Origin of the sequence: Wolbachia endosymbiont (group A) of Cydia amplana (assembly GCF_964028495.1) — a bacterium.
Lineage (GTDB): Bacteria > Pseudomonadota > Alphaproteobacteria > Rickettsiales > Anaplasmataceae > Wolbachia > Wolbachia pipientis.
The window spans coordinates 1,019,337-1,041,531 of the sequence record NZ_OZ034792.1 but is presented as its reverse complement, the minus strand read 5'-3'; the positions used below and the strand labels follow the sequence as shown (position 1 = coordinate 1,041,531).

General features: G+C 35.4%; 21 protein-coding genes and 1 tRNA gene. 15 read left to right on the top strand and 7 right to left on the bottom strand.

Annotation, left to right across the window (positions count from 1 at the left end; translation table 11 throughout):
* The first annotated feature begins 48 nt into the window (after nt 1-48).
* Together purB and ABWU40_RS05165 are read left to right on the top strand one after the other, a co-directional pair.
* Nucleotides 49-1,341, top strand: a complete 1,293-nt coding sequence (gene purB, locus ABWU40_RS05170; RefSeq protein WP_012673216.1) for an adenylosuccinate lyase — start codon at nt 49-51, stop codon at nt 1,339-1,341.
* Nucleotides 1,341-1,413 (top strand) — tRNA-Met (locus tag ABWU40_RS05165). Before purB ends, ABWU40_RS05165 begins: the two co-directional genes overlap by 1 nt.
* A 170-nt stretch (nt 1,414-1,583) precedes the next feature.
* On the opposite strand, the gene ABWU40_RS05160 is transcribed toward ABWU40_RS05165, so the two are convergent.
* The gene (locus tag ABWU40_RS05160; RefSeq protein WP_141457000.1) at nt 1,584-2,864 is read right to left on the bottom strand and encodes an iron-containing alcohol dehydrogenase; all 1,281 of its coding nucleotides are present in this window, start codon (nt 2,862-2,864) and stop codon (nt 1,584-1,586) included.
* 42 nt (nt 2,865-2,906) lie between these two features.
* Here ABWU40_RS05160 and dapE point away from each other — a divergent pair, with 42 nt between their 5' ends.
* Nucleotides 2,907-4,103 (top strand): succinyl-diaminopimelate desuccinylase, encoded by a 1,197-nt coding sequence (gene dapE / locus ABWU40_RS05155; RefSeq protein ID WP_015589204.1) that lies wholly within the window; start codon nt 2,907-2,909, stop codon nt 4,101-4,103.
* Nucleotides 4,104-4,220: 117 nt separating this feature from the next.
* Here the strand turns inward: dapE and nth are convergent, their stop codons facing one another.
* Together nth and icd are read right to left on the bottom strand one after the other, a co-directional pair.
* Nucleotides 4,221-4,859, bottom strand: a complete 639-nt coding sequence (gene nth / locus ABWU40_RS05150; protein WP_006279797.1) for an endonuclease III — start codon at nt 4,857-4,859, stop codon at nt 4,221-4,223.
* 27 nt (nt 4,860-4,886) lie between these two features.
* On the bottom strand, nt 4,887-6,323 hold the full coding sequence (gene icd, locus ABWU40_RS05145; protein WP_141456998.1) for an isocitrate dehydrogenase: 1,437 nt from the start codon (nt 6,321-6,323) through the stop codon (nt 4,887-4,889).
* Between the two features lie 145 nt (nt 6,324-6,468).
* Here icd and ABWU40_RS05140 point away from each other — a divergent pair, with 145 nt between their 5' ends.
* Complete coding sequence (locus ABWU40_RS05140; protein WP_155969099.1) at nt 6,469-7,011, top strand: RDD family protein; 543 nt, start codon at nt 6,469-6,471, stop codon at nt 7,009-7,011.
* A gap of 22 nt (nt 7,012-7,033) precedes the next feature.
* Nucleotides 7,034-7,510, top strand: a complete 477-nt coding sequence (locus tag ABWU40_RS05135; RefSeq protein WP_006279800.1) for an RDD family protein — start codon at nt 7,034-7,036, stop codon at nt 7,508-7,510.
* A gap of 166 nt (nt 7,511-7,676) precedes the next feature.
* Here the strand turns inward: ABWU40_RS05135 and rho are convergent, their stop codons facing one another.
* Together rho and ABWU40_RS05125 are read right to left on the bottom strand one after the other, a co-directional pair.
* On the bottom strand, nt 7,677-9,080 hold the full coding sequence (gene rho, locus ABWU40_RS05130) for a transcription termination factor Rho (RefSeq protein WP_007549497.1): 1,404 nt from the start codon (nt 9,078-9,080) through the stop codon (nt 7,677-7,679).
* Nucleotides 9,081-9,279: 199 nt separating this feature from the next.
* Entirely contained in the window at nt 9,280-9,882 is a 603-nt protein-coding gene (locus ABWU40_RS05125) for a cell cycle transcriptional regulator TrcR (protein ID WP_015589206.1), read from the bottom strand.
* 331 nt (nt 9,883-10,213) lie between these two features.
* Between ABWU40_RS05125 and ABWU40_RS05120 the strand changes: the two genes are divergently transcribed.
* The 5 genes from ABWU40_RS05120 (at nt 10,214) to trpS (ending at nt 15,388) form a co-directional block, all read left to right on the top strand.
* Nucleotides 10,214-12,022: a peptidylprolyl isomerase gene (locus ABWU40_RS05120; protein WP_353279154.1), complete on the top strand. Its 1,809-nt coding sequence runs from the start codon at nt 10,214-10,216 to the stop codon at nt 12,020-12,022.
* 401 nt (nt 12,023-12,423) lie between these two features.
* On the top strand, nt 12,424-12,744 hold the full coding sequence (gene rpsP / locus ABWU40_RS05115; protein WP_006279266.1) for a 30S ribosomal protein S16: 321 nt from the start codon (nt 12,424-12,426) through the stop codon (nt 12,742-12,744).
* A gap of 10 nt (nt 12,745-12,754) precedes the next feature.
* Entirely contained in the window at nt 12,755-13,741 is a 987-nt protein-coding gene (locus ABWU40_RS05110; protein WP_015589208.1) for a polyprenyl synthetase family protein, read from the top strand.
* Nucleotides 13,742-13,802: 61 nt separating this feature from the next.
* Nucleotides 13,803-14,372 carry a nucleotide exchange factor GrpE gene (locus tag ABWU40_RS05105; RefSeq protein WP_141456996.1) on the top strand — a complete coding sequence of 190 codons (570 nt, stop codon included), beginning with the start codon at nt 13,803-13,805 and terminating at the stop codon, nt 14,370-14,372.
* A 17-nt stretch (nt 14,373-14,389) separates the two neighbouring features.
* Entirely contained in the window at nt 14,390-15,388 is a 999-nt protein-coding gene (gene trpS, locus ABWU40_RS05100) for a tryptophan--tRNA ligase (protein ID WP_141456994.1), read from the top strand.
* A 175-nt stretch (nt 15,389-15,563) separates the two neighbouring features.
* On the opposite strand, the gene ABWU40_RS05095 is transcribed toward trpS, so the two are convergent.
* Nucleotides 15,564-16,325 (bottom strand): alpha/beta hydrolase, encoded by a 762-nt coding sequence (locus ABWU40_RS05095; protein WP_012673268.1) that lies wholly within the window; start codon nt 16,323-16,325, stop codon nt 15,564-15,566.
* A gap of 1 nt (nt 16,326) precedes the next feature.
* Nucleotides 16,327-16,854, bottom strand: coding sequence for a c-type cytochrome (locus tag ABWU40_RS05090; RefSeq protein ID WP_015589210.1), 528 nt, complete (start codon nt 16,852-16,854; stop codon nt 16,327-16,329).
* 214 nt (nt 16,855-17,068) lie between these two features.
* Here ABWU40_RS05090 and ABWU40_RS06350 point away from each other — a divergent pair, with 214 nt between their 5' ends.
* The 5 genes from ABWU40_RS06350 (at nt 17,069) to ABWU40_RS05065 (ending at nt 21,900) form a co-directional block, all read left to right on the top strand.
* Nucleotides 17,069-17,236, top strand: a complete 168-nt coding sequence (locus ABWU40_RS06350; protein WP_242049607.1) for a hypothetical protein — start codon at nt 17,069-17,071, stop codon at nt 17,234-17,236.
* A 289-nt stretch (nt 17,237-17,525) separates the two neighbouring features.
* Entirely contained in the window at nt 17,526-18,551 is a 1,026-nt protein-coding gene (locus ABWU40_RS05080) for a hypothetical protein (protein WP_265027879.1), read from the top strand.
* 83 nt (nt 18,552-18,634) lie between these two features.
* A complete protein-coding gene (locus ABWU40_RS05075; RefSeq protein WP_141457339.1) occupies nt 18,635-19,963 on the top strand; it encodes an IS4-like element ISWosp9 family transposase in 1,329 nt (442 codons plus the stop codon).
* Nucleotides 19,964-20,278: 315 nt separating this feature from the next.
* Nucleotides 20,279-21,547, top strand: a complete 1,269-nt coding sequence (gene proS / locus ABWU40_RS05070) for a proline--tRNA ligase (protein ID WP_015589211.1) — start codon at nt 20,279-20,281, stop codon at nt 21,545-21,547.
* Entirely contained in the window at nt 21,544-21,900 is a 357-nt protein-coding gene (locus ABWU40_RS05065) for a holo-[acyl-carrier-protein] synthase (RefSeq protein ID WP_007549151.1), read from the top strand. Before proS ends, ABWU40_RS05065 begins: the two co-directional genes overlap by 4 nt.
* The last annotated feature ends 295 nt before the right edge of the window (nt 21,901-22,195 follow it).

The following is a 22,195-nucleotide window of genomic DNA, read 5'->3' as shown; positions in this document are numbered from 1 at the left end:
TTCCAGTGTCACGCACTGGAATGACACCATTATTGGAATAAATCAAAAATGATTCCCCGCTATAGCAGAAAAGAAATGTCTTCCATTTGGGAGGAAAATAATAAATTTAATATATGGCTTAAAATAGAAAAATTAGCGTGTGAAGCTCAAGCAAAGTTAGGAGTGATTCCGAATAATATTGCTGAGAACCTCTCTGGTGCTATTGAATTTGATGTTGAATGTATCAACGAAATTGAATCCATTGTAAAACATGATGTTATAGCTTTTCTGACGTATATTGCTAAAAAAGCGGGAGTTGATGTTCGTTATCTTCATTATGGAATGACAAGTTCTGATGTTTTGGATACATGCCTTGCGGTGCAACTGAAAGAGTCCTGTGATATTTTGCTCGAGAATCTAAAAAATTTACTTGCAGCATTGAAAAAAAAAGCTGAGGACTATAAAGATATTGTTTGTGTTGGACGCAGTCACGGAATGCATGCAGAACCAACAACTCTTGGAATAAAATTTGCCAGATTTTATGCTGAATTTAAACGCAATTATCAGAGATTAATTAGCGCGCAAAAAGAGATCTCAATTTGTAAAATATCAGGTGCAGTAGGCAATTTTGCAAATGTTGATCCGTTTGTTGAAGAATATGTAGCGAAAGAAATAGGACTCATACCTGAAATCATATCGTCTCAAGTCATTCCTCGTGATAGACATGCTATGTTCTTTTCAGTTTTGGGAGTGATTGCAAGCTCAATAGAAAATGTTGCTGTTGAAATTCGTCATTTGCAAAGAACTGAAATCGGCGAAATTTCTGAGCATTTTTCCACGGGGCAGAAGGGAAGCTCTGCTATGCCACACAAATGTAATCCTATTTTAAGTGAAAATCTGACTGGACTCTCACGTTTAATACGCAGTTATGTTTTTCCTGCGTTAGAAAATGTTGCATTGTGGCACGAACGTGATATATCACACTCGTCTGTGGAAAGATGCATTGCTCCTGATGCTTGTATAACAATGGATTTTGCTTTAGTGCGATTAACAGATTTGATAGATAAATTGGTGATCAATAAGGAAAACATTGAAAAGAACTTAAATTCTTCAAAAGGTTTAGTTTTCTCACAGCGTGTATTGCTTGAGTTAGTAAATAGTGGTTTGGCGAGGGAAGAGGCGTATAAAATTGTTCAGAGCAATGCAATGAAAGTGAAACAAAACAACAGTGATTTTCTGGCCGAATTGAAACAAGATAAACCCTTACTTAAGGTTATTAACTCGGAAAAACTTGAATCTTTGTTTGATTTGAAGTATTATACGAAACATATAGATCGTGTGTATAATAAGGTTTTTAATTAGGCTGAGTAGCTCAGTTGGTAGAGCAGGAGGATCATAATCTCTTGGTCGGGGGTTCAAGTCCCTCCTCAGCCACTCGAACTAAACTATGTTTAGCAAAGCAGTGCTACTGGTGAAACCCAGTGTCAGTTACTTGGAATGAGTTGTATATCCACTCAGGTGAGGAGACAATGGATAAGAGATTGTGAAAAGGGTTTAGCTTTTGGCCTATGATCTCTTTAAATGACAGAATTTCACTACAAAACTTAACTTTCTTCTATGCAGTTAGCTAAGTCAAGAAAGGTGAATCTATCTCTTGTTGTAAACGCAAGATCGACCACTTTACAATATTGTTCTTTATTCCAACTGAGGTGCTCTGGTAAGTGTGGAATTGATAGATCTTCAAATATTTTTTGCAGGTGTTTTGCAGGTAGTAAATTTTGCTTAATTAAACTGGAAATATTATGCCATTCTTTACAAATAATCTCTTGGATTTTTTGCTGCATAATTTGCTTCTGTTCAAAAGTTCTTACAAATTCGATATTATCAAAGCACTGAGTTATATGTTCTACATCTAAAGTGGTCGGTTTGATAATCGGGTTTTGTATTGATAATATCTTTTCCTGCAAATTAGCCATGGTAATCGTCGTAACAGCAATTTTTTCGCCATGTAGTAAGGAATGATCTCTTGTTACCATTTCCATTGCGTGAGCTATCATATGCTCTCCTTGGCTTGCAGAATAGCTGCCTTTTGATATTACCATTCCAAGTCCTGAAATTAGTAGAACTTCCATAAGTAATAGGACCACTTTTCTACTTCTTTTAGTAAGCGCCGTATACTCTCTTAGCAAAATTTGCTCCAAATCGCGAACAAGTGTAAAAGGTAATTCATTGTATTCTGTGCCAAGCAACAAATGAGATAGTAGCCAGTCAGCCTGAACTGTTGAACGACAAATGAAATCTGCAAATCCGCTTAATGTGAGACGCAGTGGTGCATTGGCAAGTATGTCTATATCTATATATACTGCTCTTGGAAGATGTGCTTTGAACGATTTTTTATATCCATTTACTAATATTGAAGCATTTGCAGAGGTATATCCATTCATAGAAGCGGCTGTTGGGAACGATATATAATCTTTTTTCTCGAGGTAGCTTGCATATTTGCAGATATCGTTAACAGTGCCGCTACCAAATGCAACTATTAAGTCACTGTCTTTTGCTTTGTTTCTAACTAGATTTACAGTTTCAAGAGAGGCAGCTCTGCTTGGTGTCATGCAAGTAGCTGACACTGGGATCCAGGAAAACAACTTATGGATTCCAGTGTCACGCGCTGGAATGACAGGTGGAGCTGGAATAATTAAGTTAGGAATTTTATTAAGTACGTTTTTGTTTAAAAGTTTTGCTGTATTTTTATCTGCAACTAGAAAGACGTCATTTCCGTGTCGTGTGCATATTTCATAGATATCATCAGCAAGGTAGTAATCTGTTATTACTTCCCTTAGAAAAGTTTGTTCGGTTTGATGTAATATTTGTTTTAAATAGTGCATAGAGTGTTTACAATATAGCAGTATAAGTATTTTAAGATTGACATGAAAATTGACCCTGTAGAGCTAACTAGGAAATTGATCTCTTTTGAGAGTATAACACCAGAAGACAGCGGGGCAATAGAGTATATAGCAACAATCTTCAAGAAGAGCGGCTTTGATTGTGAGATTTTAGAATTTGGTGATAAAGTTAAAAATCTTTATGCGAAATATATAAATGGAGTACCAAATTTGTGCTTTGCTGGGCACGTTGATGTTGTACCACCGGGTCAGTTAAAAGATTGGGCATTTGGTCCATTTAATCCAGAAGTGAGGGATGGAATGCTATATGGAAGAGGGGCCGCTGATATGAAAAGCGGAGTAGCTGCATTTATTGCTGCTATGGTAAATTTGATTGCAGAGAAGTTTCAATTTAATGGTTCGATAAGTGCATTGATTACCAGTGCTGAAGAAAGCATGGAAGAATATGGAACAAAGGCAGTTTTGGAATGGATGAAAAATAAGCAGAAAAAGATAGATTTTTGTGTGGTTGGCGAACCAACCAGTAGTGAGAAATTAGGTGATACCATAAAAATAGGCAGAAGAGGTTCTGTAACATTTGAATTAATTTGCCATGGAAAACAAGGGCACGTTGCCTACCCAGACCTAGCAGACAATCCAATATATAAGGTAATATCGATATTGAGTAAGGTAAAAAATACTACTTTTGATCATGGTAATAAATATTTTCAGCCTTCACATTGCGAAGTTACTACTATCGATGTTGGAAATAATACTAGCAATCTAATACCTGGCTCAGCAACTACACGTTTTAACATTCGATATAACAATGAACAAACACCGGGTGGCTTATATAAGCTGATTGATGAAATATGCTCCAGTGTAACTAGCGATTATAAACTTTCTGTGCATAGCAGCAGGGACGTTTTCCTCTCTACTCCCGATAGAAATACTGATATTATGCTTGATGCAATAAGTAAGGTTACCAACATTGATGCTATACTTAGCACAAGTGGTGGCACATCTGACGCTGCGTTTATCAAAGATGTTTGTCCAGTGATTGAATTTGGTATAATCAACAAAACCGCACATCAGATAAACGAATGCGTATCAGTAAACGATATACACAAGTTAACAGCTATATATAAGGAATTTATAGAAAATTATTTCAATCCCACTAATAAAATATTGAATCAGGTCAACGTGGTTAGGAATATATCTAGTGGTCCATTGTTAGCTTAGATGTAATCAGATCTCTTGCATAACTGTTGTCTGAATAACAACTGGTGTCATTCCAGCAAAATGTGTCAAGTAAGTTTTTTCGTTTCTATAGCTACTTGGATGACAAAAGAAGAAATACTAGACTTTATACCTTTTGCACTCAAATTCACATAAATCATGAATTATGCACGTTTCACACGAAGGTTTCTGTGCTTTGCAAACATATCTACCATGCAAAACTAGCCAATGATGAGCATAAAGCAGGTATTTTTTGGGAACCACATTTAAAAGAGATTGCTCTGTTTTAAACACATCTTTTTCTTTCACAAGCCCAATTCTATTGCTCACTCTAAAAACGTGAGTATCAACTGCCAATGTTGGAATGCCAAGCCCCGAATTTAAGAACACATTAGCGCTCTTTCTCCCCACTCCAGGCAAAGACACCAAATCATCAAAATTAGTAGGTACTTTGCTGTTGTATCGTTCTACCAATATTTTACTAAGCCCGATTATATTTTTTGCTTTGGAATTATATAAACCAATACTGCTTATGCATTTTTTCAGCTCACTCTGCCCAAAGCTCAGCATTTTTTCTGGCGTATCAGCGATATTAAATAGTTCTCTTGTAATTTTATTAACGCTTACATCAGTTGTCCGCGCTGATAAAACTATCGCAACCAGTAACGTAAAATGATTGGTATAATTTAGCTCTATTTTTGGCGCAGGATTTGATTGTTGAAACTTTTCAAATATTAGTTCTACTTTTTTTGAGTCCATCTCATTTACCACACCTCTTTTAAATATTTAAACAAAGAACCCCTCTTTCCCATCATACAAATACAATTTGTCCATTCTCACCACGTCAAAATTGTGTTCTTCGAGTTTGATTAGCAAGTTATTTACATCACTATTTGTAATAGCTTGCTTTTCATTATTTGCGATAAACCTACAGGTTATTTGGTCACTTGAAGGTTTTGAGTTTCCTGGCCAAATCGCAAGTCCTTTTGAGTATATTGCTATCATTTGCAGATTACTTGATTCAAATAATCCTACTATTTGATCAACATTACTGGATTTGTCCCAAGCGAGAGTTATATCACTACCCACTAGCTTTTTAACTTTGTAATCTTGTTCGTAATTGTCTTGTACTTTATTTATTTTACTATCCAAATTTATTTTACTATCCGAACCACTGCCAATTATAAGCTCAGCAGGTTTCTTTCCTAAATTATCTATAACAGCTTCTGCAAATTCTTTGGTACCAACTTTCTGTTTACTTCTTTTCTCCTTATATAAATCGGCAGTGTGTATTCCATCCTCCAAAGTCTTGAGCCATGCATCGTAGATTAGTTTTGCAGTACCCACTTGACCTATGTAAATTAGCATATGCACTGCAGCATTTAAAAGACCAGAAGGATTGGCTATGTTTTTTCCTGCAATATCAGGGGCAGAACCGTGCACTGCTTCAAACATTGCGTATTCATTCCCGATGTTGCTACTTCCGGCAAGCCCCACAGATCCAGAGGTTTGTGCGACTATATCTGATAATATGTCGCCATATAAGTTCTCGGTTACTATAACATCAAAATTCTCCGGTTCTGTTGCAACACGCGCCATTCCAATATCAACTATATAATGTTCTGCCTTTATATCTGGGTATTCCTTTGCAATGCGATCAAACGCGGCATGGAAAGTTCCGTCAGTCATTTTCATGATGTTATCTTTAGTCAGGCAAGTTACTTTTTTTCTGTTGTGTTTTTTTGCATATTCAAAAGCGTACCTGCATATCTTCTCTGAGCCAGATCTAGTAATAATTTTAGTGCATTGGTAAGAGTCACCAGTGAGCCTATGCTCTATTCCGGTGTAAACGTCCTCTTCATTTTCACGTATCACTACGATATCAAACTTATCGAATTTATTTTCTATAACAGGATGATATGAAATGCATGGTCTGATATTTGCATACAACCCTAGATTTTTTCTGAGTGCAACGTTTAAGCTTTTGTGCCCTTTACCTTGAGGAGTTGTTGTCGGAGATTTTAATAATATTTTTGTCCTTTCAATTGATTCCCAACCACTTGGAGAAATTCCGTGAGACCATTCTTTACTGTAAACACGCTCCCCTATTTCAATAATATCTATTGAGATTTCCGCTTCTGCTTCGCGCAATATCGACAGCACCGCTTCCATGATTTCTGGTCCGATACCGTCGCCATATGCAACTGTGATTAGTGTTGACATAACTTCCCTAGTTATAAATGATTTAATATTAATTTAAATAATAGAGTGGCACAAGTAGCTAATATTACCCAAGTTAGTATATTTACGGTTATTTAATAACGTATTTTTATATCATATGATGATATTATGAAATATAGGTGGGGTTATGAATACTGAAATAAATGTTAAAGTAAATTATGTAGGATTTACAAGGCGTATTGTAGCAGAAATACTTGACCTCATCATATTTTCCCCTCATTTTATCTTCGGTTTTATCTATGGTGTATTCATCGTATCATTACAAGATCAAGATAAAGATAAAGACTCTTTTCAGGAACTTGCACAACTAGCAACAGAAATACCATTTATAGTTTCTACAGTGGTCGCAACATTAGTACTAACAATATCCAAAATATTAATGGTAACAAAACTTGGTGGTACCCCAGGAAAACTATTGTGTGGTATGCATATTAAAGATGCTAATACATTTACAAATGTTACCCTTATGCAAGCAACAATAAGATGTATTTCTAAGGGAAGCATCTGGATTATTTTTCGCTTTTTGCTTCATCTGCATTATCATGGTTATACTTTTCTATATCTTTTAATTGTGCTAATTTTATTTTTGTTTGCAGTATTTGATCAACGCAAACAGACTTTTTACGATAAAATTGCAAAAACAGTAGTGATAGACTATAAATCTAGTTGATATTTTTCTTTATAGGTAGTACATGGATAAAAAAGTAAACTACTCAACGATGACAAGACGTACTCTAGCATTTATAGTTGATTGTATTTTATTTATCGCAATACCATTTGGTTTAATGGCGGTGGGTTTCTCACTTACACACGCAATACAAGGGATCATGGGTGCAATAATTGTAATCACCACGATTGTATTTTCTTTATTTTTAATGATACCATGTATATTTCATATATTCATGCTAGTAAAATTTGGCGGCACTCCAGGACACTTGTTATTTAGCATGCGTGTAAAAGACAAAGATACATTTGAGTCAATCACTACAATGCAAGCAATGAAAAGGACTATAGCTCTTTTTATAATTTATTGCATATCACTTTGTAATCCCATTTTATTCTTAGCTATACTAATCTTAGTTTTAGTATGTGCAGTAGGTGATGAACATAAACAAGCTTTTCACGACAAAATTGCAAACACGGTAGTGATAGATTATAAACCTAGTTGATATTTTCCTTTAGCTGTCTGCCACCAAGGGTGTCATTCCAGTGTCACGCGCTAACTTAAGGTAAATTGCCAACTTAACTATAAATATATTTTAGTAAATCCAAATTATTTTAGCTATAAGAGCGTTTTACTTTTTGCTCAGCATATCCATCATAACTGGCTTACTTTTAGTGATTCATGGAGTTAAAAAAGTCAGCATTGCTCTTTGTTAAAAGTAGTTTGTCACGTAAAAATTCCATTGCTTCAACGGGTCCCATAGGATTGAGTATCCTACGCACCACCCATATTTTATTTAGTATAGCCTTATCAACTAATAGCTCTTCCTTCCTTGTTCCGGATTTTGTAATATCAATAGCTGGAAATATACGTTTATCAGAAAGTTTTCTATCAAGTATGATCTCAGCATTTCCTGTACCTTTAAACTCTTCAAAAATAACTTCATCCATTTTTGAACCAGTCTCTATAAGAGCTGTGGCGATTATAGTTAAAGAACCCCCATTCTCAATATTACGAGCTGCTCCAAAAAAGCGTTTTGGTCTCTGCAGTGCGTTTGAATCTACACCACCAGTTAGAACTTTCCCAGACGAAGGAATAACCGCATTATAAGCACGTGCAAGTCTAGTAATATTGTCAAGTAGAATTACCACATCTTTTTTATGCTCAACCATTCTTTTAGCTTTTTCTATTACTATTTCAGCAAGCTGTACGTGACGGTAAGCAGGCTCATCGAACGTAGAACTTACTACCTCACCTTTTACAGAACGTATCATATCTGTTACTTCTTCAGGTCTTTCATCTATAAGTAACACTATTAATTCTACTTCAGGGTGATTTATAGCTATAGAGTTAGCCATTTGCTGAAGCAATACAGTTTTTCCTGTGCGAGGTGGAGCAACTACTAACGCTCTTTGCCCTTTTCCAAGAGGAGCTACTATATCTATAGCACGCATGCTTAAGCCTTTTTTATCATCACCATTATTACACTCAAGTACTATGCTTTCCTCAGGATAAAGAGGAAGCAAATTATCAAAATGGACGTACTTTCTTAATTCACTTACTTCAGTAGAGTTTATACTTTGAACCTTAGTTAAAGTAAAATATCTCTCTTTATCACCAGGTGGCCTTATTTCTCCATATGCCATATCTCCTGTACGTAAATTAAACTTCTTTATTTGCCCGTTAGAAATATAAACATCATCGGTACTTGGGGCATAATTTGCACTTGCTGAACGTAAGAAACCAAAACCATCAGGCAATATTTCCACTATTCCACTCCCTGTGGTTATGCCTCCTTCTTCACTCATTTTTTTCATTAAGCTGAATATTATTTCCTGCTTTAGCATTCTACCATTGCTTTTACCGTTAGTTGAAATTTTTCTTTCTTCAGCTAACTCTAACAATTCTTCTGCTGTTTTCTCTTTTAATTCGCTCAGATCTAATGTTTTTCTGTTTTTCTCAGTACCTTCATTGACCATCTGTTTTACTGTATCGTTATTGTAAATTTGCTCACTTTTTTCAGGTTGAGCTGTAACCTTTCCTTTTGCCAAAACATCTTCATTGATTGTTGTCATAATCCTCCAAAAATTTTAATTGATGCTTACTAACCTAAAATGTGACTATAAGATAATAAATTAGGCTGAGTTAGTTTCAGTGCGTATTAAGCTTAATTATCATTAAACCCCGTACTTTACTTACATTATACTAATAAACACTAGCAAGTCAAGTTAATTTAATGTTAACAAAGCACAAAAATTTGAGGATTTTCAATAGCTATTCTTTATATTTTTTTAACCTTTCTTGCTTCTCCTCTTCTACTTTTGCTTTTTCCACTTCTGCTTCTAAATTTTCTTGACTACATAAGCCGAGTAGTACAGGATCTTGGGGTTTTATATTTTGCATGTTATGATGAGATCCATCTCTTACCTGCTCAACTGTGTAATTTGTTGTACTAATTAATTTAGCTATAACGTTATTGTCCAAGATAGGAAATTTTTTTACTAAATAATAAATCGCATCAGGTTTATCTCTACGTCTTGCCGTAGAGGCAAAGCCAAGAATGCTACCAATCGCTTTACTCCTTTTTTTTATATTTTTTATAATCAAATTTGGTACACGATTTGGATTTTTTTTGCAATCATCGATTTCTTTTTCAGTAATTATTCCAGAAATAATAGGGTTATATTTTTCTACTCCTATTTCCTCATCAGCTATGTCTTGTACTTCTTCAAGGGCCAATCTGCAACATTGTGCTATTTGATTAAAAGTTAAACCAGTGTTGTCTACTAACCAAGCAGCTATTTGCACTAGAAACTGTTTATTTCTATCGTTATTGCCCTTAGAAGATTCCATTGACATCAAAAAAGCATCTCCCATTTAAAGTATCCCTTACTGTTATACAGAGCTAAAATATAAACTATTAAAACTAAAAAAGCATTAATTTTGTCATTCAATAACTTTTTGTTTGTCATTTCCCACCTCTTAAGTTAATTAAATGCGCTTACCTTTAAGCATATTTCAAACAAAATATTTCCCCTTCCTAAGGTATAGTATAACTCAGTTAAACATATGTTCCTATTTAAGATTAGAGAGTTAAATTTTAAGTTAATATATTGTAATATTATATATATTAGCTAATAAAGCAACAGGTTTACAAGCATTAAATTATCACTATTCTATAATTAATCATTAATTAACTGGGTTTAAAATGAATGTTAAAAATTTTTTCACTAAAGTAACCGTTGTCCTTTTAGCTTGCTTGTTAATCTTCATGGGAATTGGCAACCTTTTATCAGGTGATGATGAAAAAGAAGAGGTAGCTAGGGTTGGAAAAGAAGTTATAATGTCAGATGAGTATAAATCACTATATCAAAATTATGAAAAGCAAATTTCTGGATCTGATGCGAGTAGAGAACAAGTAAAAAAGCTGAAATATGATTTGCTTAACGCACTTATAGAGCAAAAACTATTGTTTAACCTAACTAGTGAGCTGGGGTTGACAGTTGGAGAAGAATCTATAAAAAACCATATTAAAAACACCAAATACTTTCAAAATGATAAAGGTGAATTTGACAAAAATAAATTCTATGAAACGCTAAATGACCTGCATATGACAGAGAAAGAGTATATAGCAAAGCTAGAGAAAGTCCTGCCTGCAATGATGTTCATGACTTCATTATTTAAAGATAATTATCCAGTAACTTTTGGCGAGAAAATTGATGAGCAGATATACAAAAGTCGCTACCAAACTAGAGTAGTTGATATTGTTAAAATAACTGAAGATGCAGTTACAAACATTCCTGAACCAGATGATCAAGCCTTACTTGATTTGTACGAAAGAAATAAATCCCATTTTTATTATCCTGAGTATCGAACTGCGCAATATATTTCCCTAGGCCAAAAGTATTTTGAAGATCAAATCAAGATCTCAGATGAAGAAGTTGATGGTATAATAGAACAACAAGAACTTAAAAATCAAAGAGATATATTCAATGCAATATTTTCTACCAAAGAAGAAGCTGAGACAGCAAGAAGAGCATTTGAGGAGGGTAAAATAAGCTTTGAACAGATAGTAGAAGAGTTTGGCAAAGCAAAACTTGAGGAAACTAGAGTAAATAATATAACTAAGGATTTTTTACCAGAAGACGTGAGAGAGAAGGTATTTGCTCTTAAAGTAGGTGAAGTAAGTGAAGTTTTAGCAAGCAGTTTTGGTTGGCACATAGTAAAAGTGGAAAGTGCGCATCAAATCTCTGATGAAGACTTAGTTGATTTAAAAAAAGACATAAAGTCAGTTCTAACTAACCAAAAGTCTTTTGAAAGAGTCAATGATTTCATAAACCAAGTGAACTATAAGATATACAATGGTTCAGAAATTGAAGAAATATTGAGTGAATATAATTTACCTATACAAACTATTGGTCCAGTAGATGCGAGTGGAAAAGATCAAAGCGGTAATAACGTAGGAGATTCTGGTGATTTGATTTCTTTCATTTTTTCGCGAGAAAAGGATCAGAAAGGTTATTTTAAGGGCGTTGGGGACGCCGTTGTTAGTGTAAAAATCGTCGATATCTTTCCACCCAAATTGCAAAGTTTTGAAGAAGGCAAGGCATTAGCGGTAGAGCTTTGGCGTAGTGAGTTTATAAAAGAAAGAATGTTTAAATTCGGGCAAGAGGTTGCAGTTCAACTAAGAGAAAAAACAGATTTGGAAGAAATTCAAGGTGTGGAATTAGTTAAAGGTCAGCAGATGCACCGCAATAAAGTGGATCAACAAAACTACCCCTTTTCTTTTGTAGAAGAGATTTTCAATATGAAAACAACTGGTTCAGTGACAGATCCTATTCAATACAATAATGAAATTATAATAGGTGTTCTAAAAGAAATGCATTCATCAAATGGCAAATTAAACACGCTTGACACCGGAAAACGTGTGATGATATCGCTAAAAGAGCAATTAATTAGCTATCTGGAATCAAAGTATAAAGTCGAAGTTAATCACGCTATACTTGATGATATATAATCAAAAATCTTATAAGCTGCTTCAAACGCATCCAGTGCCCAGACACACAACTGTACGAACATTGCGATTTGAGAGCAATCTTCACTAGAAAGGATGTCATCCCAGTGCCCAGACACTGGGATCCAGGAATTTTATTAAGTTGGTAAGCATAAAAGTAGCCGTTTTATGTTAAAATACAACGTTTTAATGATTAAAAAAAGGCTGGATTCCAGTGTCAAGCACTGGAATGACACCATTTGCTGTGCAATTTACCTTCAAAAATGAATGTTCGTATAGCTGTGCGCCCGGCACTGCCCTACATTATTGGTAATTATATTATAAGGTGCAAAAGTTGTATAATTCATTTGACTTAAAACGGCTCATTGTATAAAATTGTGGCTAATATATGAATAAAGGTTAACATGGCAGTTAAAATAAGGTTGGCGAGGTTTGGCGCAAAGAAACGCCCTTTTTATAGGATAGTTGTAGCTGATTCACGAGCACCAAGAGATGGGCGTTTTATTGAGAAAATAGGACAATATGATCCAATGTTACCAAAAGACAATAAAAATCGTGTTGTGGTGAAAGCTGATAGATTAAAACATTGGCTAAGTGTAGGCGCGCAGGCAACTGAAAGAGTACTGTGGTTTATCAAAAAAGGCATAGTAACTTTAGAAACAGAACCAAAGAAAACAGAAAAGAAGAAAGTAGAGAACGAGAAAGCACAAGGGCAAGAGGCATAAGTCTCTTAAAATGCTAAATACTGATTTAACAAACAGCGATAAATTAGACGATATTGTATCTTCTGATTTGTCAGCTATGAATGACTTTGTCTTCAAAAATGTCAATGATGAAGATGCTAAGCTTGCTACTGATATTATATCTCATCTTGTTAGGTCAGGTGGAAAAAAAATAAGGCCTAAACTAGTTTTTATTATATGTAAAATGCTAAACTATTCTGGGGAGAATAGGATCAACGTTGCTGCATCGGTAGAGTTTATACACAATGCTACTTTACTTCATGATGATGTGCTCGATGAAAGTGAGGCACGCCATGGAGTTAAAACAGCGAATAAGATTTGGGGAAATAAATCAAGCATTTTAGTTGGTGATCTATTGTTGACTCTAGCATTTAGATGGCTTATAGAGTGTGGAAATTTAAATATTCTCTCTATTTTATCTAAAGCATCGCATTTACTTGTGAAGGGTGAAATAAAGCAGATGACAGCACGTTTTGACCCCCACACAGTCAGGGAAAATTATTTTGATATCATTGGAGAAAAGACAGCATCTTTATTTTCTGCATGCTGTGAAGCTGCATCAACAGTATCTGGTGCAACAAATGACGAAACAGAGAGGCTAAAGAATTTTGGTTTTAATTTTGGTATGGCATTTCAAATAGTTGATGATATGCTCGATTATACTGCTAATCAAGGCACTTCTGGAAAGCAAGTCGGAAAAGACTTTTTCGAAGGTAAAGTCACCTTACCTGCTATTATAGCATACGAAAAGGGCAGTCCAGCAGAGCAAAAATTCTGGGAAAAATGCTTTTCTTCAGCTAGACACAATTTTGACCAAGCATTACACTATATTAATCACCATAATGCCATTCAGCTTTCTATGGAAAAAGCTAGACACTACATTAATATGGCACAAAATGATATTAGTACTTTTTCTGATTCTTTTTATAAAACTACTTTAATTGACTTTTTAAATGCGAGCATAGAAAGACGAATGTAGCTGGCGCTTGATATTTTCGAATTAATTGCTATATATTTATTAGATTCTTAAGGGTAATAATATGTCAGATAGCAGTAAAGAGAAAAAGAAGAAGTTTGCTGATATGGTAAGTAGGCAGAAAGGTGACGACCAACAAAGTGATAACCATAAGCAGACTGATGATTTAAATGAAGATCTCAATACATTAAAAGAACGTGCAGCTCAGCTTGAAGATCATTTACGCCGTGCTGTTGCAGATAATGAAAACGTCAAACGTATAATGCAAAAGCAAATTAGCGATGCAAGTGACTACGCAGTCACAAAACTTGCACGTGATATGATCGACTCGTGCGACAATTTAAAAAGAGTAATGGAAATTTTGAAAGACGGTGATCCTGTTCATGAGGGGATTAAAGTAGCTTATCAAAAAATTATAAATGATCTAAAAAAACATGGAATAGAGGAAGTAGATCCACTTGGTGAGCTTTTTGATAGTAATTTACACCAAGCTGTTGTGGAAAGAGAAGACAATGAAAAAAAGCCTGGCACCATTGTAGAAGTACTACAAACTGGTTATACTATCAAAAATAGGTTGCTCCGTCCTGCAATGGTTATTCTTTCTAAGAAATCTGCTGATTGTGGAAGCGATTAGCATGAGGTAAATGTATAATGACAAGTATTGTCTTTTCAGGTATCCAGCCAAGTGGCGCACTACATTTAGGTAATTATCTTGGTGCAATCAAACAGTGGATAGACTTACAGGATAAATACAAATCTCTTTTTTGTATTGTCGACCTACACGCAATCACAGCAAATAAGCTTCCCGCAAGTGAATTAAAAAGTAATATTTTCAAAACAGCAGCAGCTTATATTGCATGCGGAATAGATACAGAAAAGTCCATTATTTTTAGTCAGTCCACAGTTAGTGGTCATGCAGAACTGGGCTGGCTGCTTGGATGCTATACACCAATTGGTTGGCTTAATCGCATGACTCAATTTAAAGATAAAGCTGGCAGCGATAAACAAAAAGCCTCTCTTGGATTATATAGTTATCCAGTACTTATGGCTGCAGATATATTGTTGTATCAAACTAAATACGTTCCTGTTGGTGATGATCAAAAACAGCATTTGGAGCTTGCACGTGATATTGCATCAGCTTTTAACAATCATTATAAGCTGGATTATTTCATCGTACCTGAAATCTTAACTTTGGATTGCACATCAAGGATAATGAGCTTAAGGGATGGCACAAGCAAGATGAGTAAATCTGATCCTTCAGAACATTCGTGCATTAACCTTGATGATACGGATGACTTAATTGTCAAAAAAATAGAAAAAGCAAAAACAGATTCAATTCTAGGCTTTGCTACTTTAAAGTGCCGACCAGAAATAAGCAATTTGATAAACATTTATTCAGTGCTTAGTAATGTAAATGCAGAAAAAGTATGTGAAGAAGTGAACAAACATGACATGAAGCACTTCAAAAAAGAGTTAGCTGATTTAATTATCAGTGTTATATCACCCATACGTGAGAAAATGAATGATCTTTTAAAAGACCAATTCCATTTACATGAAATATTAAAAAAAGGCACAAAGAAAGCAGCAGAAATTGCAACCCATAATATAAAAGAAATCAAGGATATTATTGGATTTGCTCAATATCTGTAAGGTTCCAAAGTGTGATGGTGCGAACCGTCATACCGCCGCGGTATCTCAGCCGCTAACACGTAGCGGGATGACGGTTTTTCAAATTGTCGGTAAATCTAAGTCAGTTTAGCTATAGGCAGCAATTTTCTGTATTTATTTTAAGTTGAAGAAAGCTCAAATGAAAAATCGTGTTTTGCTAAAAATCACAGAATGCAGTCTGGTTACAAAATTCTCTAATGGTCTTAAATAAAACTTCCAGTGAATGATTGTCAGACATATTGTGCTCTGCTGATTTTATTAAGTGTACTTCAACATCGGTTGACTTAATTTTTTCAGCTAAATTCAATGAAGTTTGATAAGGAACATCTTTATCATTAATGCTATGCAGCAAGCGCACAGGACAGTTTATATCTATTGTCTTTTTGTTTAAAAGAAGGTTCTTTCTGCCATCTTCGATCAAATTTTTAGTTATTTTGTATGTACAATGCTCTGAAGTAAAATCTATTACACCTTTAGAATCTAGTTCTTCTTTTTGCTTGCCTGACAATTGCTTGAATATCAAATCTTCAGTAAAATCGGGAGCAGACGATATACCAATTAGTGCTGCAATTTTTTCTGGAAATTGAAGGGCAGTGAGCAACATCAGCCATCCTCCCATACTTGAACCTATAATTATTTGTTTATCGCTAGTTAATTCACTCATTACTTTAGCACAATTTTTTTGCCAATCACTTATCGTGTAATCAATAAAATTACCACTTGAATGACCGTGACCAAAATAATCAAATAGCACAAGTGCTACGTCATTTTCTTGGCAAAATTTGTAAATAGCAGTTGCTTTAGTTCCATCCATATTGGATGCAAATCCACCGAAAAAAACTACAGAAGCTTTCTTTCCTTGTAGCTTTCGATATGCTATGTGACCATTATTTCCATCAAACAATTTACAATAATCCATACTACTTTGGCAAAGCAACCGGGCTATCACTCAATTGATGCAAATAACTAACTAGATCTGCAATTTCTTGTGGATTGGAAATACCTGCAAATGCCATACGTGTACCTTTTATATAGGCTTTTGGGTTCTTTAAAAAGGCAAATAGCTCCTCATACCCCCATTTTCCACCTCTGTCAAGCACTGCTTTTGAGTAATTGAATGAGTTACCAAGATGGGCCTTTTTATTTCCAACTATGTTCCATAAGTTTGGTCCTACTTTATTCATTCCACCTTTCTCAAAACTATGGCAGGCTATACATTTTTTTGCTGCTGATTTACCTTTCTCAAAGCTAGCATTCTGCATGAGCGCTCCAATATCAAGCGCCACTTGCTCGATTTTTTGCTGGAACTCATTGCTGCCAGCAGCTACTATCGTTTGGTGTTCAATCTTATATTCTTCTGGACTGTAAAGCATATCAACTACATTACTAACTATCATAATGATTAGCCCAGAAAGTAAAATCGATGCTGCAATCTTATTAAGCTCCATAGTTAATTTTTATTAAGTAATGTTACTTAAATTATGCGGATATTTTCGCAAATAGCAACCAATTACCTTGAAGCTCGCTAAAGATGAGAGTCTCTATAGCTGACCCAAGAAAGGTTTTCTTACGTCCATACCGCCGCGAACCGTCATACCGCGATTCATTCGCGGTATCTCAGCCGCTAACAAGAGATCCCGCTAACACGTAGCGGGATAACGATTGTCAGGGTGTAATCCCAGTGTCCCTATGATGTCATCCCAGTGCCCAGACACTGGGATCCAGGAAAAAGAATGGTGTCATGAAAGTAGCCTCCTGTCATCCCAGTGCCTTGACTACTTGGATCCAGAAAACTTAACTTTAAATAAGTGGCTGCATAATAAAGACTAGATTCCAGTATCAGCTACTTGCATGACACTATTTGTTGTAAACTCACTTTTACTCTATGGTTATCTTTTTATACTACCTTGTCTACCTTATTTTACCGCTTTCCTAAACGGATACAACTTGGAGCTATTTTGCCTTTTTTCTATGCAAGAAGTCTATTGTATAGCTATTGCCGGTTGTATATTACTTATAGTTTATCTATTCAAATTTTGACTTTATTTTTCATAATTAATTATTGACACTGTTGATAATCTAGTTATTATTAATATTCTAGTGGTTAATGAGGTAAAAAATGTCTACATCTAACCTTAAAATTTCGATTGCTGCTTTATCATTATGTGTATCTGCCGTTGCAATTTATATACATCTCCCTTATGTTATTGCAGCAGTTTCTGGTTCTGGTGCCATTGCAGCAGTTCCTTTAGCAATCTTTGCTGTTTCTGTGGTTGTTGCATTGGCTTCAGTAGCATATCTTATTAAACTTGCCGTTTCTAGAGATGATAATAAGAAAGAAGCAGGTCTTAATGGACAGGAATTTGGCCATACTGCATCTCAAGAACCACAAAAATCTGCGTGTAAAAATTGTAATAATCTGGACAGTGAACTAATTAGAAAAGGATTGTCTGTTAAGCAAGATAGTGGATCACAGACGGAAGTGAGAAGTTCGGAACATGTTCCGAACCTTACTCCTCAACAACCTCCGCTAACACTTGGTACAGCAATTCCTCAAAATAATAATGCACCTCCGCCACCACCTCCACCTCCAAGTTCAAATGGAACTTCTTCATCAAAGAATGCTAGTAGTCCTAGTGATCCTGACGTTAAACCTGACATGAGCGCTGTATTTAATAAAATAACACAACAAAAACCAAATCTCATGAGCAAGGAAGAGCGTGATAAGAAGTTAAAGGAACAGGCAGCAAAGAAGTCAAGCAATAAAGGAGGTGGGCAACAAGAAAAAAATGAAGATCTTATGGCTGATTTGAGTAAAGCACTTCAGAAACGAAGGGCAGGCGTTAATGGAAAGCAAGGGAGCGACGTACAACAGCCAAGTCACCTGGGCAGGGCATTCAGTAAAGTGTTAGCTATGATCCCACCACCACGGAGTCGTAGTAGTAGTGTATCAAGTGATAGTAGTAATGTATCTGATGATGAAAATTGGGAGACAGACCCAGAACCTATTGAGCAGGCATCTTCAGGCTCCCAATCGCTCCATAGAGAAAGAAGCGGGAGTCTTGACAGTGGTATAGGATCTGGTTCTGAACCCACATCTCCGTCACATTCGGGAGTGTTAAATAAACCATACGCGTCAAGTTAAGGAAAAGTGTAAGTAAAGTTGATAGAGTGAAGGAAAATAATAAGGTATAAATTCTCTTGGATATATGAATGAGAGAACTTACAATGGACAGAATAGCTTGCTTATCAAAAGACCTCAATGAATTCTTTAATGAAAAAGCAGACGAAATATCAATTACAGTAGGTTTTATAAAAAGAAAGAGAAAACTTAATGGCTCATCATTCATAAAAGCTATGGTTTTTGGTAACATAGGAGTTGATGATTGCAGCATAGAAACAATGTGCCAATTGCTAAATGAAGACTCGATAGAAATTACAAAACAGGGTTTAGATTTTAGGTTTAGTGAAGAAGCAGTTGAGTTCATGAAAAAAATGTATAACGAAGCTTTGTGTTTATTTAAAAAAAGTCTACAGATTGATTGCAAAATTTTACAGCAATTTGGAAGCGTTAAATTATTGGATAGCAGCTACATTAGCCTGCCCAGTAGCATGGAAGATATGTACAAAGGATATGGCAGTAGCTATAGAGATTGTGAGAATAATACCAAATCAGGAATAAAGCTACAGTTAGTCTTTGATTACCTGAATCAAGCGCTAGATAAGTTAAATTTTATGGAAGGAATAAGGTCGGATCAAGGTTATAGGGATTATCTGAACGGTTTATCAGCCAATGATTTGCTAATATTTGACTTGGGCTACTTTGTGCCTAGTTCTTTTAAACAGATTGATGAAGCAGGTGCATATTTTGTTAGTCGTTATAAGTCTGATACCAATATATATGATATAGAAACAAATCAAAAAATAGAGCTATTGGAGTATTTGGAAGGTCAATTATCTTCAGAAAAAGAAGTATTATTAGGAAAGGAAGTAAAAATTAAGGTAAGAATTATATGTCAAAAGCTAACTGAAGAACAGTCTATGGCTAGAAGAAGAAAGGCTAATAAATTAGCAAAGTCACATGGATATACATCTTCTCAAAAGAATCAAAAGTTATTAGATTGGTCAATATTTATAACTAATGTTCCAGAGAGTAAAATTAATGCTGAACAAATATTGACGGTTTATAGAGTAAGATGGCAAATCGAATTACTATTTAAACTATATAAAAGTCATATCAATCTTGATAAACTAAAAGGAAAGACAAATCCATTTAGAGTATTGTGCGAGCTATACGCAAAATTATGTGCTATTCTCGTATTTCACGGAATGATTGGCTGTGTAAAACTAAAAAAGAACACGGAGCTCAGTTTAACAAAGGCATTTATTGAATTGAAAAGGCGGGTTAGAGAGCTCTTTTTGATATTAAACAATATTGTCAATAATTTAAAAATTTTTCTAAAAAAGCTTACTATAATCTGGTCAAAGTTTTCTTTGAAAGACAGATATAGGAAGACCAGGGTATCTACTTTAAGCTCTCTACATTCCTTAACTTGACGCGTATGGTTTATTTAACACTCCCTCACATTCTGCGCCAAAGGCAGATAAACCACTGATATCGCCTAAGCCTGTTAATTTAAAAACGAAACCTGAAGCTCTTCCTGCAACAACAGTGACTAATGAAGCAGGAAAGCTACCAGCTTCTTCTGTTAAGGACCGTTGTAAAATGTTTGGTGGAGCGGCTACTAAATTTGAGAGGGGATCGGTATTAGTACGTTAAGGAAAGCACCACACACTTCCCTTCTTTTTCAAAATAAGTTTACCTATAGATCTGATTGTATTAAGATTGTTTAATACAATCAGATCTATTATATGCGTTTATCCAAGTATTACTTACCAACTCTAAAGGAAAAGCCTGCTCATGCTAAAATTATCTCCCATCAATATTCTTTACGTGCAGGTTTAATAAAGCAGATAGCATCTGGCATTTATTCCTGGTTACCACTTGGTCTCTTAGTGCTTAAAAATATTGAAGACATTATCAGAGATGAAATGAACAAATCCGGTGCTATTGAAGTGTTGATGCCTTGTGTCCAACCAGCAAATCTTTGGCGAGAATCAGGGCGTTACGATGATTACGGTAAGGAAATGTTACGTATAAGGGATAGGCATGAGGAAGACATGCTTTTTGGTCCAACGCACGAGGAGGTGGCAACTGATCTAATTAGAGATATGGTAAAAAGTTACAAAGATTTGCCACTTTGTTTATACCAAATTCAATGGAAGTTTCGTGATGAGGTAAGACCACGTTATGGCGTTATGAGGGGCAGGGAATTTTTGATGAAGGATGCATATAGCTTCGATGTAGATTACGAAGGTGCACTGAATTCATATAATTTGATGTACAAAACTTACATAAAAATCTTCAAACGCATGGGACTTACCCCAATTGGAGTTCGAGCTGATACGGGGCCAATTGGAGGAAATTTGAGCCACGAGTTTCATATATTGGCAAACACTGGTGAAAGCACTTTATATTACGACAACAAATTTTCTGAGTTGCTAGAAAGCGAAGATGTTGAAAGTTTGAAGAGTATATACGCAGTTGCAGATGATATGCATGATCCTGAGACTTGCCCTATATCACAAGAGCAGTTAAATGTTAGTAAAGGTATTGAAATAGGGCATATTTTTTATTTTGGCGACAAATACTCAAAGCCTATGAAGGCAAGTGTTACTTCTCAAGATGGAAAAAATGTCAATATACATATGGGTTCGTATGGCATTGGAGTTTCAAGGCTTGTCGGTGCAATAATAGAAGCTTTTCATGATGATAAAGGAATTATCTGGCCAGAATCGGTGGCTCCTTTCAGAATTGGTTTAATCAATTTACAAACGAAAGTAACGGAGGCTGCAGATAAAATATACAAAGCTTTGAAGAGCGATGAAGTGCTTTACGATGACACGGAAGGAAGTGTAGGAGTAAAATTTTCTAGAATGGATCTGATAGGCTTGCCGTGGCAAATAATTGTCGGAAAAAAGGCAATAGATGAAAAGATAGTTGAAGTAAAAAATAGAGCAACTGGAGAGGTAAAGGAAATGCAGATTGAGGAAGCAATAAATCACTTTAGCACAAAATGATACACGGTATCGGCACTGACATAGTATATATACCAAGAGTATCGAGGATATTACAAAAATACGGGGAAAAATTTCTCAATAGAATCTACACTGAGAAAGAAATAGAGCTAAGTAGAAAGTATAATAGTCAAGAAATGCGAGCAAGGTATTTCGCTAAGCGTTTTGCGGCAAAGGAGGCTTTTGTTAAAGCACGAGGTAGTGGTCAGGGTATTATAATGAAAGATATAGAAATATACAATGATGTAAGAGGCAAGCCATATCTTACCGTTAGCAAGGATTTTATCTCCAAAATTCATCTTTCTCTGAGTGACGATGGAGATTACGCTACTGCATTTGTTGTAATTTGCGTCTAGCAGATATTGTTTCAATTTATGCAGTTGACTTTATGCTATCTATATAGCTAAACCGACTTACAACAATTTGAAAAACCGTCATTCCGCTACTAGTTAGCGGAATCTATGCTGAGATACCGCGGCGGTATGACGGTTCGCGGTGGCATGACGATAAGCTCGTCATCCCGCTACTAGTTAGCGGATGAGATACCGCGAATGAATCGCGGTATGACGTAACGACAAATTCGTCATCCCGCTACGTGTTAGCGGGATCTAGAGATACCGCGGCAGTATAGCTATAGCATATGCAACAACT